17 protein-coding genes are annotated in these 15,168 nt (G+C 70.1%); 8 read left to right on the top strand and 9 right to left on the bottom strand.

Annotated features, from left to right (window positions below; genetic code table 11):
- Positions 1-98 precede the first annotated feature (98 nt).
- Genes LY12_RS22525 through pdhA form a run of 3 tightly spaced genes read right to left on the bottom strand, consistent with a single transcriptional unit; the run spans position 99 to position 3,847 of the window.
- Positions 99-1,595, bottom strand: a complete 1,497-nt coding sequence (locus LY12_RS22525; protein WP_253859458.1) for a dihydrolipoamide acetyltransferase family protein — start codon at positions 1,593-1,595, stop codon at positions 99-101.
- Between the two features lie 9 nt (positions 1,596-1,604).
- Entirely contained in the window at positions 1,605-2,633 is a 1,029-nt protein-coding gene (locus LY12_RS22520) for an alpha-ketoacid dehydrogenase subunit beta (RefSeq protein WP_253859457.1), read from the bottom strand.
- Positions 2,633-3,847 carry a pyruvate dehydrogenase (acetyl-transferring) E1 component subunit alpha gene (gene pdhA / locus LY12_RS22515; RefSeq protein ID WP_253859456.1) on the bottom strand — a complete coding sequence of 405 codons (1,215 nt, stop codon included), beginning with the start codon at positions 3,845-3,847 and terminating at the stop codon, positions 2,633-2,635. Before pdhA ends, LY12_RS22520 begins: the two co-directional genes overlap by 1 nt.
- A gap of 369 nt (positions 3,848-4,216) precedes the next feature.
- On the opposite strand from pdhA, the gene LY12_RS22510 reads away from it, so the two are divergent.
- Positions 4,217-5,641, top strand: a complete 1,425-nt coding sequence (locus LY12_RS22510) for a M20/M25/M40 family metallo-hydrolase (protein ID WP_253859455.1) — start codon at positions 4,217-4,219, stop codon at positions 5,639-5,641.
- A gap of 71 nt (positions 5,642-5,712) precedes the next feature.
- The gene (locus LY12_RS22505; RefSeq protein WP_253859454.1) at positions 5,713-7,143 is read left to right on the top strand and encodes a M20/M25/M40 family metallo-hydrolase; all 1,431 of its coding nucleotides are present in this window, start codon (positions 5,713-5,715) and stop codon (positions 7,141-7,143) included.
- Between the two features lie 103 nt (positions 7,144-7,246).
- Here LY12_RS22505 and LY12_RS22500 read toward each other — a convergent pair whose 3' ends face one another.
- Positions 7,247-7,780 (bottom strand): FxsA family protein, encoded by a 534-nt coding sequence (locus LY12_RS22500; protein WP_253859453.1) that lies wholly within the window; start codon positions 7,778-7,780, stop codon positions 7,247-7,249.
- Positions 7,781-7,919: 139 nt separating this feature from the next.
- Between LY12_RS22500 and LY12_RS22495 the strand changes: the two genes are divergently transcribed.
- Positions 7,920-8,378, top strand: a complete 459-nt coding sequence (locus tag LY12_RS22495; protein WP_253859452.1) for a VOC family protein — start codon at positions 7,920-7,922, stop codon at positions 8,376-8,378.
- A 17-nt stretch (positions 8,379-8,395) separates the two neighbouring features.
- On the opposite strand, the gene LY12_RS22490 is transcribed toward LY12_RS22495, so the two are convergent.
- The gene (locus LY12_RS22490) at positions 8,396-8,950 is read right to left on the bottom strand and encodes an SCP2 sterol-binding domain-containing protein (protein ID WP_253859451.1); all 555 of its coding nucleotides are present in this window, start codon (positions 8,948-8,950) and stop codon (positions 8,396-8,398) included.
- A 95-nt stretch (positions 8,951-9,045) separates the two neighbouring features.
- Here LY12_RS22490 and LY12_RS22485 point away from each other — a divergent pair, with 95 nt between their 5' ends.
- A complete protein-coding gene (locus tag LY12_RS22485) occupies positions 9,046-9,549 on the top strand; it encodes a hypothetical protein (protein WP_253859450.1) in 504 nt (167 codons plus the stop codon).
- Positions 9,550-9,646: 97 nt separating this feature from the next.
- Here the strand turns inward: LY12_RS22485 and LY12_RS22480 are convergent, their stop codons facing one another.
- A complete protein-coding gene (locus LY12_RS22480; protein ID WP_253859449.1) occupies positions 9,647-9,985 on the bottom strand; it encodes a hypothetical protein in 339 nt (112 codons plus the stop codon).
- Positions 9,986-10,242: 257 nt separating this feature from the next.
- Between LY12_RS22480 and LY12_RS22475 the strand changes: the two genes are divergently transcribed.
- Entirely contained in the window at positions 10,243-10,893 is a 651-nt protein-coding gene (locus LY12_RS22475) for a TetR/AcrR family transcriptional regulator (protein ID WP_183781272.1), read from the top strand.
- 13 nt (positions 10,894-10,906) lie between these two features.
- Here LY12_RS22475 and LY12_RS22470 read toward each other — a convergent pair whose 3' ends face one another.
- On the bottom strand, positions 10,907-11,500 hold the full coding sequence (locus tag LY12_RS22470) for a TetR/AcrR family transcriptional regulator (protein WP_253859448.1): 594 nt from the start codon (positions 11,498-11,500) through the stop codon (positions 10,907-10,909).
- A 150-nt stretch (positions 11,501-11,650) separates the two neighbouring features.
- Here LY12_RS22470 and LY12_RS22465 point away from each other — a divergent pair, with 150 nt between their 5' ends.
- Complete coding sequence (locus LY12_RS22465) at positions 11,651-12,499, top strand: NmrA family NAD(P)-binding protein (RefSeq protein WP_253859447.1); 849 nt, start codon at positions 11,651-11,653, stop codon at positions 12,497-12,499.
- A 66-nt stretch (positions 12,500-12,565) separates the two neighbouring features.
- Here the strand turns inward: LY12_RS22465 and LY12_RS22460 are convergent, their stop codons facing one another.
- Positions 12,566-13,204, bottom strand: coding sequence for an isochorismatase family protein (locus LY12_RS22460; protein ID WP_253859446.1), 639 nt, complete (start codon positions 13,202-13,204; stop codon positions 12,566-12,568).
- 150 nt (positions 13,205-13,354) lie between these two features.
- On the opposite strand from LY12_RS22460, the gene LY12_RS22455 reads away from it, so the two are divergent.
- Both LY12_RS22455 and LY12_RS26170 read left to right on the top strand, forming a co-directional pair.
- A complete protein-coding gene (locus tag LY12_RS22455; RefSeq protein ID WP_253859445.1) occupies positions 13,355-13,912 on the top strand; it encodes a DJ-1/PfpI family protein in 558 nt (185 codons plus the stop codon).
- The gene (locus tag LY12_RS26170) at positions 13,909-14,307 is read left to right on the top strand and encodes a GlxA family transcriptional regulator (RefSeq protein WP_253859444.1); all 399 of its coding nucleotides are present in this window, start codon (positions 13,909-13,911) and stop codon (positions 14,305-14,307) included. The genes LY12_RS22455 and LY12_RS26170 overlap by 4 nt, the downstream gene beginning before the upstream one ends.
- A gap of 15 nt (positions 14,308-14,322) precedes the next feature.
- On the opposite strand, the gene LY12_RS22445 is transcribed toward LY12_RS26170, so the two are convergent.
- The gene (locus LY12_RS22445; protein ID WP_253859443.1) at positions 14,323-15,168 is read right to left on the bottom strand and encodes a MaoC family dehydratase; all 846 of its coding nucleotides are present in this window, start codon (positions 15,166-15,168) and stop codon (positions 14,323-14,325) included.

Below are 15,168 nucleotides of genomic sequence, written 5' to 3'. Positions count from 1 at the left end.
GCGGCAGCCCCCAAGGGCCGGCCTTGGCGACGTCGAACGAGGGGAAGATTCGGGGCGTTCAACGCCACCAAGGTGCCCTTGGGGGCATGAAGGGTGCCCTAGAAGGTGATCGCCATCGCCGGATCGGACATGAGCGCTCCGACGTCGGCGAGGAACTGCGAACCCTGCTGGCCGTCGATGACACGGTGGTCGAAGCTCAGCGACAACTGCATCACCTTGCGCACGGCCAGTTCGCCGTCGACGACCCACGGCGTGTCGCGGATCGCGCCGACCGCGAGGATCGCCGACTCACCGGGGTTGATGATCGGCGTTCCCGTGTCGACGCCGAACACGCCGACGTTGGTGATCGTGAACGTCCCGTTCAGCATGTCCGCGGGCTGCGTCTTGCCGTCACGGGCCGTCGTCGTCAACTCCTCGATGCCACCGGCCAACTCGGGCAGCGACATGCCGTCGGCGTCGCGGATCTTCGGCACCACGAGCCCACGCGGGGTCGCCGCGGCGATCCCCAGATGCACGTAGTCCTTGAACACGATCTCACCGGCTTCGCCGTCCCACAGCGAGTTGACCTCCGGTGTGCGCTTGGCCGCCAGGCACACGGCCTTGGCCGCGAAAGCCAGCGGCGTCAGCTTCACCCCCGCGAACTCCGGGTGGGACTTGAGCTTCTGCCGCAGCTCCATCATCGGCGTCACGTCGACCGTGAGGAACTCCGTGACGTGCGGTGCGGTGAACGCGCTGTGCACCATCGCCTCGGCCGTCGCCTTGCGCACGCCCTTGATCGGCACCCGGTGCTCACGCGCACCCGCCTCCGCAGGAGCCACCGGCGCAGCCGCCTGCTGCGCAGGGGCCTCACCGGCCTGCTGCACGTCCTCCCTCGTGATCACGCCGCCGTCGCCGGAACCGGTCAACGAGCGCAGATCGACGCCGAGGTCCTTGGCGAGCTTGCGCACCGGCGGTTTCGCCAACGGCACGTACCCGCCCGGGACGTCCGCGCCCGCAACATTCGACGCCGACGCCGGATCATTCGACACCGGAGCCGCTGACGTTGCCGGAGCCTGCGCGGCTGCCGGAGCGGGCGCCTGCGAGGACGCCTGCGGGGGTGCCTGCGTAGCCGGTGCGGAACCGTTCGCACCCGCAGCGGTGCCGTTCGCGCCGCCACCACCGGAGCCGGTCGCCGGTTTGCGCGGCCGTCGTTTGGTGCTGGCGGCCTTCGAACCGTAGCCGACGAGCGGTTTCATCTCGTCGCCGTCGGCCGCATCGGAGCCCTCACCCGAAGCTGCATCGCCCGCGGCGGAGGCGCCGTTGGCGGCCGGCCGGGCGGGCGCGTCGCCCGAGGCGGGCGCGGCGCCGTGCGGATCGACGTCGACGGTCAGGATGGGCGCGCCGACCTCGACCGTCTGCCCCGGCTCGACGAGCAGCTCGGTCACGACGCCCGCCCACGGGATGGGCAGTTCGACGGCCGCCTTCGCCGTCTCGACCTCGACGACGATCTGGTTGACCGTGACCTCGTCGCCCGGCTGCACCTTCCAGCCCAGGATCTCGGCCTCGGTCAGCCCCTCGGCGGTGTCGGCGAGGGGAAACTGCTTGTACTCAGGCATGAATCCTCCTCACCATTCCAGCGCGTTGTCGACGGCGTGGAGCACCCGGTCCAGGTCGGGCACGAAGTGCTCCTCCAACTTGGCAGGCGGGTACGGCGTGTCGAATCCGGTCACCCGCTGCACCGGTGCTTCGAGCGAGTAGAAGCACTCCTGCTGCACCCGCGCAGCCACCTCCGAAGCCAGCGACACCTCGGACGGCGCCTCGCTGACGACCACGAGCCTTCCGGTGCGGCGCACCGACTCGAACACGGGGCCGAGGTCGAGCGGCGAGAGCGTGCGCAGGTCGATCACCTCGAGGCTGCGGCCCTCCTCCTGGGCGGCCGTTGCGGCGTCGAGCGCGACCGGCAGCGACGGGCCGTAGGCCGCGATCGTGGCGGCGTCGCCGTGCCGGACGACGCGTGAACTGTGGAGCGGATCGGGCGTGGCCGTGGTGTCGACCGGCGCCTTGAGCGCGCTCGAGTGGTACAGCTTCTTCGGCTCGAACAACATCACGGGGTCGTCCGAACTGATCGCCTGCTGCATCATCCAGTAGGCGTCGACCGGGTTCGAACACGACACGACCTTCAGCCCAGGGATGTGCGAGAACAGCGACTCGGGCGATTCCGAGTGGTGCTCGACCGCGCCGATCCCGCCGCCGAACGGCACGCGGATCACGACGGGAGCCTTGAGCTTGCCCTGCGTGCGGTAGTGCAGTTTCGCCAGCTGGCTGGAGATCTGGTCGAACGCGGGGAAGATGAACCCTTCGAACTGGATCTCGCACACCGGCCGGAAGCCGCGCACGGCCAGGCCGATCGCCGTGCCGACGATGCCCGACTCGGCCAGCGGCGTGTCCAGCACGCGGTGTTCGCCGAAGTCCTTCTGCAACCCGTCGGTGACGCGGAAGACACCGCCGAGCTTGCCGACGTCCTCGCCCATCACGAGAACCTTCGGGTCGGCCTCCATCGACGCCCGCAGCCCGTTGTTGAGCGCCTTGCCGATGGTCATGGTCTGGGTGGTCGCCGCCTGGGTGTCCACTGGGGACTGGACCGGTGCCGCCATCAGTGCTCACCTCCCGCGAAACCGGCGAGGTAGCTCAAGTACTCCTCGCGCTGAGCGTCCAGTGCGGCCGGGGTGTCGGCGTACACCTCGCTGAAGATCCGTTCCGGTGGCGGATCGGGCATGTTGAAACAGAAGTCGCGCAGCTGCGCGGCGAACTCGTCGGCCTCGGCGTCGACGCTGTCGAAGAAATCCTGCTCGCCGCTGCCGGCCCGCGCGAGGTGGGCACGCACCCGCTCGATCGGGTCCTTCAGCTTCCACGCCTCGAGTTCGTCCGACAGCCGGTAGCGGGTCGGGTCGTCGGTCGTGGTGTGAGCGTCCATGCGGTAGGTGAACGCCTCGATCAGCACCGGGCCGTTGCCGTGGCGGCACTCGTCGAGCGCCCACCGTGTCACGGCCAGACAGGCCAGCACGTCGTTGCCGTCGACCCGGATGCCGGGGAAGCCGTAACCGCGGGCGCGCTGGTACAGCGGCAGCCGCGACTGGCGTTCCGTCGGCTCGGAGATCGCCCACTGGTTGTTCTGGCAGAAGTAGACGACCGGGGCGTCGTAGACCGCACCCCACACGAAGCCCTCGTGCACGTCGCCCTGGCTGGTGGCGCCGTCACCGAAGTAGACGATCGTGGCCTCGTTGTCGGCGTCGTCGGCGTTACCGACCTTGCCGTCGAACTTCTGGCCCATGGCGTACCCGGCGGCGTTGAGCACCTGGTTGCCGATGACGATCGTGTACGGGTGGAAGCCGTATTCGGCCGGGTCCCAGCCCGAGTGGTCGGTGCAGCGGAAAATACCGAGCAGCTCACGGAAGTCGACGCCGCGCGTGTAGGCGACGCCGTGTTCGCGGTAGCTGGGGAACGCCATGTCGGCTGGCCGCAGCGCGCGGCCCGAACCGACCTGCGCGGCCTCCTGCCCGAGCAGCGGAACCCAGATGCCGAGCTGGCCCTGGCGCTGCATGGCGTTGGATTCCCGATCGGCCCTGCGTACCAGCACCATGTCGCGGTAGAGCCCGCGCAGTGCCTCGGCATCGATATCGGCGAGATAGGGGTCGAACCGGCTGTCCTCCAGCCGCTCACCTTCCGGTGTCAGCAGCTGTGTCAGCTCGGCACCGCCTTCTGTCGTCGCTCGCAAACCCGCGATCACCTGCTCCGGGGATGGCTGTGCCGCTGTCGCGGCGGGGCCGGCACCCGGGTCCGGTCGCGTCCACTGTTCTGGGGACGGCATGGTTTCTCCTCCAGGTCGTGCCGCTCGGCCGCTTGTGGCGACCGTGGCGACTCGCCGCCGGCACCGCCGGCACGTACCTGTGGTGTGGCCGCGCCGGTGTCCGTCGGCGGTGACGGTTCACGTCGTCATCCTGGCACGAACGGGGGAGGTTTGCGGAGGGCCCGTGGCCGAATCTTTGTCGGGAATGCGGCCGTGAACTGGGAAAATACTCGGACTACCGACGGTGAGGCCGCCGAAAGTCTGGCGTCCATTGCGCCCCTGGCCAGCACCGCACCCGCACCGCCGCGACGGCCGGTGACCGCACCGTCGCGGGCCGTGGGAGACATGAGCGACCCATGTCACACCTTCGCGGCATGCTTGGATGACGGCATGGATACGGCGGTGATTCGGGAAACGGTCCGCGGCCGGTGGTCGGCCGATTCGGGGGCGGCGCTGGAAGGCCTGTCCCGCCTGGTCGAGATACCGGCCCTGTCGCCGTCGTTCGACGCGGAGTGGGCGGCGACGCGGCACCTGCACGCCGCCGTCGACCACGTGCGCACCTACCTCGACGCCTGCGGACTACCCGGCGCGAGCACCGAGGTCGTCGAACTGCCCGGCCGCACGCCCGTGCTGCTGCTCGACGTCCCCGCCACCGGCACCGCCCGCACCGACGAGACCGTGGTCGTGTACGGCCACCTGGACAAACAACCCGCCGCGGGCGAGTGGTCAGCGGGCCTGGGGCCGTGGACGCCGGTGGTGAAGGACGGACGGCTGTACGGCCGCGGCGCGGGCGACGACGGCTACGCCGCCTATGCCGCGGCGACCGCCCTCGAAGCCCTCCACGCGGGCGGCGGCGCCCACGCCCGCACGGTGGTGCTGCTGGAGACCTGCGAGGAGTCCGGCAGCCGCGACCTCGGCGCCTACCTGGAACACCTGCGGCCACGGCTGGGCGAGGTCGGCCTCGTCGTCTGCCTCGACACCTCCGGCGCCGACTACGAACGGCTGTGGCTCGCCACCTCGCTGCGCGGGATGGTCTCGTTCGACCTGACCGTCCGGGTGCTGACCGCAGGCGTCCACTCCGGGCACGCCAGCGGTTTCGTGCCCAGCAGTTTCCGCATCCTGCGGGAACTGCTCGACCGGGTCGAGGACCCGCGCACCGGACGGTTGCAGCTGCCCGAACTCGTCACCGAGGTGCCTGCCGACCGGCTCGCCGAGGTCCACGCCGCGGGCGACGCGCTGGCTCCGGCACTGCCGCTCGTCGACGGCATGCGCTACTCCCGCACCGACACGGCCGAGGTGGCCGACCTGGTGCTCGCGAACACGTGGTCGACGACGATGTCGGTCACGGGCGCCGACGGGCTGCCGTCGCTGCCGGAGGCGGGCAACGTGCTGCGGCCGTACACGAGCGTGAAACTCAGCTTCCGCCTGCCGCCGACGGTCGACGCCGACACGGCACTGGCCGCGTTGACCCGGGTGCTCACCACCGATCCGCCGTTCGGCGCACAGGTCGAGGTCAGCCGCACCGACGCGGCCACCGGCTGGAACGCGAACCCGCGCGCCGGCTGGCTGGAGTCCGCGCTCGACGAGGTCGGCACCGAGGTGTTCGGCCTGCCGTGGCGGGCTCTCGGTCTCGGCGGCACGATCCCGTTCCTCGGCCTGTTCGGCCGCGCCTACCCGGACGCGCAGTTCGTCGTCACCGGACCGCGCGGCCCCGGTAACAACGCGCACGTGCCCGACGAATGGCTGCACCTGGAGCAGACCGAACGCGTCACCGAGGCCGTCGCACGGATCATCGACGCGCACGCGAGAGCGTGAGCCGAGCTGGGGGGCGCTGACCGGCGGACCCGTCGCGTGCAGCGGTATCGCAGCGGATTCGCAGTGGCAGGATGGGCGGCGTGGAACAGCGAACCGTAGCCGACACCGTTCAGAAGACGTGGTCGGAAGAGATCCTGCCCAGCCTGTCCGGTCTCGTCGAAATCCCGGCACTGTCACCGGGTTTCGACCCCGAATGGGAAACCTCCGGCCACCTCGACGCCGCGATCGCGCACGTACGCGCATGGATGGAGTCCCGGCAGATCCCGGGAGCGACCATCGATGTCGTGCGGCTCGAAGGCCGCAGCCCGGTGCTGCTGCTCGACGTCCCCGCCACTCCCGGCGCCGAGGACGCGGGCACCGTGCTGCTCTACGGCCACCTCGACAAGCAGCCGCCGGTCGGGGGCTGGTCCGAGGGCCTCGGACCGTGGACGCCGGTCGTCGACGGGCACAAACTGTACGGCCGCGGTTCCGCCGACGACGGGTATGCGGGCTACGCGGCGACCGCCGCGCTCGAGGCCGTCCGCGCAGGCGGGGGCATGCACGCGCGCTCCGTCGTCCTGCTGGAGACGGGCGAGGAGTCCGGCAGCCCCGACCTGCCCGCCTACCTGGAGCACCTGTCGGACCGGCTCGGCCGCGTCACGTTCGTCGTCTGCCTCGACTCCGGCGGCAACGACTACGAGCGGCTGTGGCTGACGACGTCGCTGCGCGGGCTCGCGCAGGTCGACGTGACGGTGCGGGTGCTCGACTCGTCGCAGCACTCCGGCCTGGCCAGCGGCGTGGTGCCGGACTCGTTCCGCGTGCTGCGGACCCTGCTCGACCGCATCGAGGACTCGGCGACCGGCGAGGTGCTGCTGCCCGAGTGCAACGTGTCGATCCCGCAGAACCGGGTCACCGAAGCGGGCGCGACCGCCGAGGTGACACCGCCCGGCTCGGTCGCGGGCACGTTCCCGCTGCACGGATCGACCCAACCGGTCGCGGGCGACGACGTCGAGCTGCTGCTGAACAACGCCTGGCGGCCCACGCTGTCGATCATCGGTGCGTCCGGTTTCCCCGAACCCGCCGACGCGGGCAACGTGCTGCGGTCGGCCTCGACGCTCGCGCTGAGTTTCCGGCTGCCGCCGACGGCCGATTCGGCCGCCGCGCTCGAAGCCATCAAGAAGGCGCTGACCGCCGACGTGCCGTACGGCGCGACCGTCGAGCTGTCGGGGGTCGAGGCCGCGGACGGGTGGAACGCGCCCGATCCGGCACCCTGGCTGGCGTCGACGTTGGAGTCGGTGAGCACCACGGTGTTCGACGCGCCGTGGCGCACCAGCGGACTGGGCGGGTCGATCCCGTTCATGGGCCTGCTCGGGGAGAAGTACCCGGAGGCACAGTTCCTCGTCACGGGCGCGCTCGGGCCGGATTCGAACGCCCACGTGCCCGACGAGTGGCTGCACGTGCCGCAGGCCACCCGTGTCACCGAGGCGGTCGCCCACTTCCTGGACGCCCACGCCCGCGGCTGACGAACACCCCGCGCGTGTTCTGCCTCAGACCCGCGTGTCCTGCACTCCGCACGGCGTGTTCTGCACTCGCGCTCCGGCAGCCCACGAGCCGCCGGGGCGCGAGTCAGCCTTCGATGATGCGGGGTGGGCCGTCGTCGCGGTCTTCGCGGTCGTCGCCGGAGGGGTCGCGCCGGCGGGCCGCATCGCCGGTGTCCGCACCCTCGGAGACGACCTCGCTGTCGACGACGATCACCTGGCTGCGCATGCCGGGACCGAACGGCGCGCCACCGTATGCGGCTCCGCCGACCGGCGCCCGCTTCTGTGCGCGGCGCAGCCACGCCCTGCGAACGACCTTCCGCGTCGGCGGAACGAGGAACAGCAGCCCGAGGATGTCGCTGACGAATCCGGGCAGCAGAATCAGCAGGCCGCCGACGCCGACGAGCATGCCGTCGGTGATCTCCTCGTGCGGCGACTTCCCGGAGCGGGCCGTCGCGCTGAACGCGCGCATCGCCTTGCCGCCTTCCCGGCGCGCCAGCCACGACCCGACGAACGCACCCGCGATCAGCAGCCCGATCGTCGGGAGGAAGCCGATGAGCGACGCCACCGTCCACACGGCGGCTACCTCGGCGATCACGTACAGCAAGAGCAGAACGGCCATATCGGGTCAACGTACGCGACGCCCGTTTTGATCCTGCTCGTGATCACTGTCTGAAGCGGTCCACCCGACAAACCACCCACTCCGGTCACGCCCGCAGGCCGCCGCAGCCGTCCAGGAGGAGGAAGGCACAATCCTGGGCATGACCGAAGTACCCGAGCGGGCCGTGCCGCAGCGGATGAGCGTCGTGACGCTCGCCGTGAGCAACGTCGAGGAACTGCGCGATTTCTACAAGGCGCTCGGCTGGGAGGAACTGCCCGCGAGCCGAGGCGACTGGGTGGGTTTCCTGGCAGGTGGTGTGGTGCTGGCGCTTTATCCGCGGGCTGCGCTGTCGGAGGAGACCGGCGCCGGCATGTACGGCGGTGGGTTCACGCTCGCCGTGAACGTGGACAGCCCCGAGCAGGTCGACGCGGCCTACGAGGCGGCCATCGCCATGGGCGCGGGCGCCGTCGCCGAGCCGCAGGAACGCGCGTGGGGCGGCAGGTCGGCCTACTTCGCCGACCCTGAGGACAACCGCTGGGAGATCGCCTACAACGAGACGGTCGTGTTCGGCGAGAGCGGGGAGGTCGTCGGCTTCGGCGGCGACGCCGCGAGCGCGTGACGACGGCGTGAGGCTCGTCAGGCCGCGCCGGGCAGGTCGAAGAAGCTGAGCATGCGGACGGCGGGGGTGTAGTCGCCCTTGACCCTGAGCTTGCCCCTGACGAACTGCGAAGCCGGGCGCGCGTTGCCGGTGGCCACGCGGAGGAAGTCCTCGAACGGCGCGGTGATCGTCGTGTCCGGCGTGAGGACGCAGTCGGCGGTCGACACGCAGCGGCCGTCCTCGATGACCGTCTGGTAACGATCGTGGTCGTCGCCATTGGGGAAACGCCAGGTCACGACGATGTCGGCGTCTCCGGCGCGTTCGGCGTTGAAGTGGTCGGCCATGCGGCGGAACACCTCTTCGAGGAACAGCGCGCGTAGCTGCGGATGCCGCGCCAGCGCGCGGAGCTGCTCCTTCGAGGCCGCGCCCACGACCTCGGCGAGCACCTCCGTGGACAGCGAGCTGAGCTCGATTCCGGAGCCGGTCGCGTCCAGCATGTGGAGCGTTTCGAGCACACGGAGGAATTGCTCCGTGCTCAGCACTCCCACGTCGATGCTGCGCGCGAACTCGTCGAGCACACTTCCTGTCGGCACGGCGTCAGGTTACTCAGGGGTATACACCGCGGCAAACACACCTGTCGCACCTGGCGCGCCGGGCGAACTGCCGGGAACTGGCCAAGAGTGACCGCGTGGCCTGGACAATCGGTGCGGTGCGAGGTGTGTTCTGGTCGAGTGTGCTGCTGTACGCGGTGGTGCTCGTCGTGTTGTGGTTCGTGCTTCCCGCCGATGGTGTGGTCCTGCATGCCGGGCCGGGTGGTCCTGACCGGTGGGGAAGCCGGGCCGAGTTCGTCACCGTGATGGCCGCGGTGGGTGCCGGGCTCACGGTGTTGGTGGACGTGATCGCCACCCGGGTGATCGACCGGGTCGAGCTCTCGTCGCCGCTGGTCAACCTGCCGCACAAGGCGTGGTGGTCGGCCACGCCCGCACGCAGCGCGCGGGCACAGCGGATGATGGTGGCGGACTGCTACGGCCTCGGCGCGGGCACGATGGCGTTCATATCGTTGATGGCGATACTGACCCAGTTCGCCGCTCCGTGGCTCGCGCTGACGACGGCCGGAGCCGGCATACTCGCGGTCCTCGGCTGGAGCATCCACCTGATGACCCGCCGCTACCGCCCGGACAACGCCGAGTAGCCACCCCGTGCGGAAGAGGCTGTCGGGGTCGGGGTCACGCCGGGATTGCCACCCGAGGGCGAGTTGTAGCCGCCACCACCGGTCGGACCACCGCCCGTCACCGGCGCACCCCCGTCGGGCCACCGCTGTAACCGGACGCGCTCGTGGCGTCCCCGCCCGAAACGTCGATCACATCGCAACTGCGGCCGAAGCCTGCCTTGTCACCGGAGCCCGCCGAGAACGTCGGCGGTTCGGAGAACGCCGGCTGCTTCGAGGCCGCCCGGTAGAGGTTCTGGTCGTAGGTGTTCATGACCTGCACGGCCTCTTGGTGGGCCGCGGCGGCCTTCTCCCGCGGCTCCATGGCCTTGTTGAACGGGCCGATCGGATCCATCGGGTTGTCCCTGACCGCGGAGCCGAAGTCCTTCATCAGCCCGTTCGTCTCGACCGGCTCGGGCATCGTTCGTCGCGTTCTCGGACGCGTTCGACTGTACGTAGGTCGCTTCCGACGCCAGCTGCGCGTTGGTGGCGTTCGAAGCGACCTACGTCGACATCTGGTCGACCTGAGCAGGGTCCAGATTGGTGGTCACGAAGCCCTTGATCTCGGCATACCGCACGTCCCAGATCGCCAGGACGCGACCACCCGGAGCGGCGTAAAGTCATCCAACGGTATGTCGCAGGGACACCGGCGACACGGCACACCGACCGGGAGGACGCGTGACGGAGAGCGGGCAGCAGGCGGAGAAGTCGAAACGCCTGCCGAGGGCGGTGCGCGAGAAGCAGATTCTCGACGCCGCCGTCACGGTGTTCGCCCGTCACGGATACCACCCGGCGTCGATGGACGAGGTGTCCGAGGTCGCGGGCGTGTCGAAGCCGATGATCTACAGCTATCTCGGCTCGAAGGAGGACCTGTTCCTGCACTGCATCCGCCGCGAGGCGAACCGGCTGATCGACGCGGTGCAGACGGGCATCGACGCCGACGTCGCCGCCGACATGCAGTTGTGGACGGGCCTGCGCGCGTTCTATGGCTTCGTCGCCGAGCACCGCGCGTCGTGGACGGTGCTGCACCAGCAGGCGCTTGCGGTGGGCGGGAAGTTCGCCTCCGAGATCACGGCGTTGCGCTCCCACGCGATCGAGATGGTGACGAAGCTCGTCGTGTCGGAAGGCTCCCGCAAGGGCCTCGGCGAACAGGCGGAGTTCTCCGGCGAGGGCATGGCGGCCGCACTCGTGGGTGCCGCCGAGGCCCTGGCGGACTGGTGGCTGGACCACCCGGACCTGTCGCCCGGCGTGCTGGCTTCGTGGTTGATGAACCTGACCTGGCTGGGCTTCAACGACCTCGTCGAAGGGCAGGTGTGGCGGCCGAGCTGACCGCCCGCACCCGTCACGACCGGCGGATCCCGTCGAGCAGGAACGTGGTGCGGCGTTCGTGATCGGCCGCGGAAGGCCGGGTTCCGTACTTGAGCGCGAGCGCACCGTCGTGAATGAGCGCCTCCAGATCACCGGACCCGAACTCCGGCCGGAGCTCGCCCGACGCGTGGCCCGCGGCGATGACCTCGGCGTTGAACTCGCCTGCCACGTGGCAGATCGCCATGAGCTGCTGCGAGTCGGGATACATCTGCAGCAGCACGTCGTTGGCGGCCGGTTGGTGGTACTGGAGGCGGCGGATCGCGGCAACGTAGTACGCGATCCGTTCGCCGGCGTTCGCGATCGTTCGCGCGTGGTCGATGACGGCGTACAGCTCACTGGCGACGAGTTGTTCGATGACGGCCTCGATGAGCCCGATCCGGCCGCCGAACCTGTTGAAGACCGTCGCCTTGCTCACCCCCGCCGCCTTGGCCACGTCTTCCAGCGGAACGGCAAGGCCCCGGCCGCGGAACGCATCGATCGCGGCGCGGCGGATCTGCTCCGCGTTGCGCTTGGCATCGGCGCGCAACCGTGACCCACCCGGCTCGGACTCAACGGGCTCGTCGGTCATACCTCACCTTCCTGCCGGTCGAACACGGCAAGTTGACCCCAGGGGTCAGATTATCTACCGTGGGCGGGCGACACAAACTGACCATACGAGTCAACTTACGTGGGGCGTGCCGATACACCTCGGCGCGAGCCCCTGGGAAAGGTCGCGAACATGATCGTTGTGACGGGCGCAACCGGCACTCTCAACGGGGCCGCCGTCGAGCACCTCCTCGAACGCGTACCGGCCGAGCACATCGGTGTCAGCGCACGGGACGTCGGCAAGGCGCGACACCTCGCCGAACGCGGCGTGCGCGTGCGGCAGGGCTCGTACGACGACCCGGTCGCGCTGCGCGACTCCTTCGAGGGCGCCGAGCAGGTATTGCTGGTGAGCTCCAACGACATGTCGGCCGACGTGCTGGGCCAGCACCGCACGGCGATCGAGGCCGCCGTCGCGGCCGGCACCAAGCGGATCCTCTACACGAGCCAGCAGAACCCGGTGGGGAGCCCATACCCGCCTGCTGCGGTCCACGCCGCCACGGAGGCAGCACTCGCTGATTCCGGGGTCGCGTGGACCGCGCTGCGGAACGGCTTCTTCGGCGATGTCGATCAGTTGCTCGGCCCCTGGCGGCAGACCGGCGTGATCGCACAACCGGCCGACGGCCCCATCCCGTGGACCGATCGTGCGGACATCGCCGAGGCCGCGTCGGTCATCCTCGCCGGGGACCGCCGGTTCGACGGTCCCGTGACGCTGGCCGCGCCGCCCATCACCCTCGACGACTTCGCCAAGATCCTGACCGAGACCACCGGTCGCACGATCGAACGCGTCGTCGTGGACGATGCGCAGTGGCTCGCCGACCGGATCGCAGCCGGAACGCCGAAACCGTTGGCCGAGATGACGCTCACCATGTTCCAAGCAGCGCGGAGCGGCCACTACGCGGAGCCGGCCCCGCTGCTGGGCGAGCTACTCGGCCGCGAGCCCCGCAGTGCCGCCCAGCAGGTCACCGACCACCTCACGACCTGACTCGCGTCCGCACCTCGGCGGGTGATCGCCCGTCGCCTCACGGTGGCGAGGCGACGGGCGTGACGGTCACACCCGCGCGGCGCGCCGAGCGCCTTCGACCGCCGAACCGGGCAGGTCGCCCTTCGGCAACGGTTGCCCCACCTGAACGACCCTGGTCCAGTCCTCCGTCGAAGCGACCGCGGCCCAGTTGGAGTTGAGCAGTGCCATCAGTGTCCTGTGCACGGTCTCGGCGTCCGCGACACCGGCGTCATTGGCCAGGTTGACGGCACTGGTCGCGTCGGCGAGCACCTCGGTGTCGAACCCCAGGTACTCGGCCTCGACCGCGGAGGCCAGCACGCAGTTGTTCGTCATGTGGCCGATCAGCGTGACCGTGTCGACGCCCCGGCCGCGGAGCCAGTCGGCGACGTCGGTGCCTGCGTAGATCGAACTGTTCTGCTTGACGACGTGTTTCCAGCCGTCGCTGCGCCGGCGGGCGATCTCAGGGTGCAGCTGGAAGTCGGGCTGGGTCGGATTGAACAGCGGCGCGTCCTCGCCCATGGTGTGCTGCACCACGACGACGGGGATGCCTGCGGCATCGGCGACGTCGATGGCCCGGGTGATGGCGGACAGCGAGTCCGCGTGCGGCGGGTGCTGCACCTCCAGCGGACCGTCGAAGTAGACCTGCTGGACGTCGATGACGACGAGGGCGCGTCGAGGGGTGGTCACGGGAGTCCTCCTTGGACCGGAATCGATCTCTGACTGGTATCGCCGCGCCACTGAGGACGCCGCGTAACCGATCGTGGTGATGTTCCCGCCGACCGGCGAGTGGCGTGAATGCCGATATACGATGACTTCACGCCATTACGGGGGTGAAGGTTGCGGATCGGGATCTACGCGTTCGACGACGTCACGATGTTCCACCTCTCGGTGCCGCAACTCGTCTTCGACGAGGTCGCCCACCAGGGCCTCGGGACCTGGGAAACGTTCCTGTTCAGCGACGGTCAGCACACCATCCGCACCTCGGAGGGCTACCGCGTCGGCGACCTGGCCGGACTCGACGAGGCCCGAAAGGCGGACGCCGTCGTGATGCCGTCCTGGTTCTTCGACGGCCGGCCGGCGAGCGAGGCCGTGCGCACGACGTTGACGACGGCGCACGAGGCGGGCGCGACGATCGTCGGGCTCTGCCTCGGCGCGATCCCCGTCGTCGATGCCGGGCTGCTCGCCGGGCGGGCGGCCGTCACGCACTGGCAGGCCTTCGACCTGCTGGCACAACGGCACCCCGAGCTCGATCTCGACGACTCCGTGCTGTACATCGACCACGGCGACGTCCTCACCTCGGCGGGCACCGCCTCGGGGCTCGACGCGTGCCTGCATTTGGTGCGGTCACGCCTCGCGGCGCGACCGCGGCCAACCAGGTGGCGCGCAGCCTGGTGATCGCGCCGCACCGGGAAGGCGGACAGGCGCAGTACATCGAACGGCCGATGCCTCCGCGGTCGGCAGGCGATGCGATTTCCCGTTCGATGGAATGGGCCGAGCAGCGGCTGGCGGAACCGCTCCCGGTCGAGCGACTGGCGGCCACGGCCCACATGAGCACCCGGACGTTCGTGCGGGCGTTCCGCGCGGCGACGGGTACGACACCCGCCGCATGGGTACGCGCACGCAGACTGGACGAAGCGCGCCGGCTGCTGGAGACGAGCGAGCTGCCGGTCGACCGGATCGCGGTGGACTGCGGCTTCGGCAGCGCCGTGACGATGCGTCAGAACTTCGCGTCCCGGTTCACGATCTCCCCCTCGCAGTACCGGCGGCGCTTCCACGCCCGGGCGGACTGACGCCGGAATCCGGCGTCACAGGTGCGTGATCGTGCCCGTCAGGTGCGGTTTCGGCTTGCGCGCGTTCCACACCTCGAAGGCGTTGCCGTCGTCGGTGCGCCACGCCGTGAACGCGACCTTGGCAGGCAGCAGCACCGGCAGCTTGAACTTGACGTCCACCGTGTACGCCTCCGGCAGCCTGCCCTCGAACGCGGCGAGCGCGCGGGCCTTCGTCCACATGCCGTGGGCGATCGCCGAGGGGAAGCCGAACGCCTTCGCCGTCAGCGGGTGCAGGTGGATGGGGTTGCGGTCGCCGGACACCTCGGCGTAGCGCCGCCCGATGTCACCGGGCACCCGCCAGACCGCACCGGGCGTGGGAGCCGCGAGCTGCTGACCGCCACCGCTCGAACCGGAACCGCCACCGCGCCGCAGGTACGTGCTCACGTCCGACCACACGAGTTCGTCACCGGCCAGCGCCTCACTGATGACGTCGAACTGCTTGCCCTTCTCGTGCGGGCGCAGGTCGGCCACGCGCACCCGCAGCGTCACCGCCTCGTCCAGCCGGACCGGCCGGTGCTGGGTGATGCGGTTGCCGACGTGCACCATCCCCAGCAGGGGGAACGGGAACGACGGCTCGGCCATCAGCGCCATCTGCATGCCGAACGCCTGGATGTGCGGGTACGTGATCGGCAGCTCGTCGGACAGCCGGAACCCGCACACCTGGTTGTAGGCGGCGAGCTCGTCGCGGTCGGCGACGACGCCGGTGCGCACGAACTCCAGGTCGGGCAGCGTGTCACCGCCGTTCTTGCGCAGCCCGCCGAGCACGACCTTCGGGTACAGCGCGGCCACGTTCGGGGCGCTGTCGAGCTCCTTGACCGTCAT

It is taken from the genome of Prauserella alba, from assembly GCF_024171735.1.
GTDB classification, from domain to species: Bacteria; Actinomycetota; Actinomycetes; order Mycobacteriales; family Pseudonocardiaceae; genus Prauserella; species Prauserella alba.
This window is presented reverse-complemented; position numbering and strand designations above follow the sequence as displayed.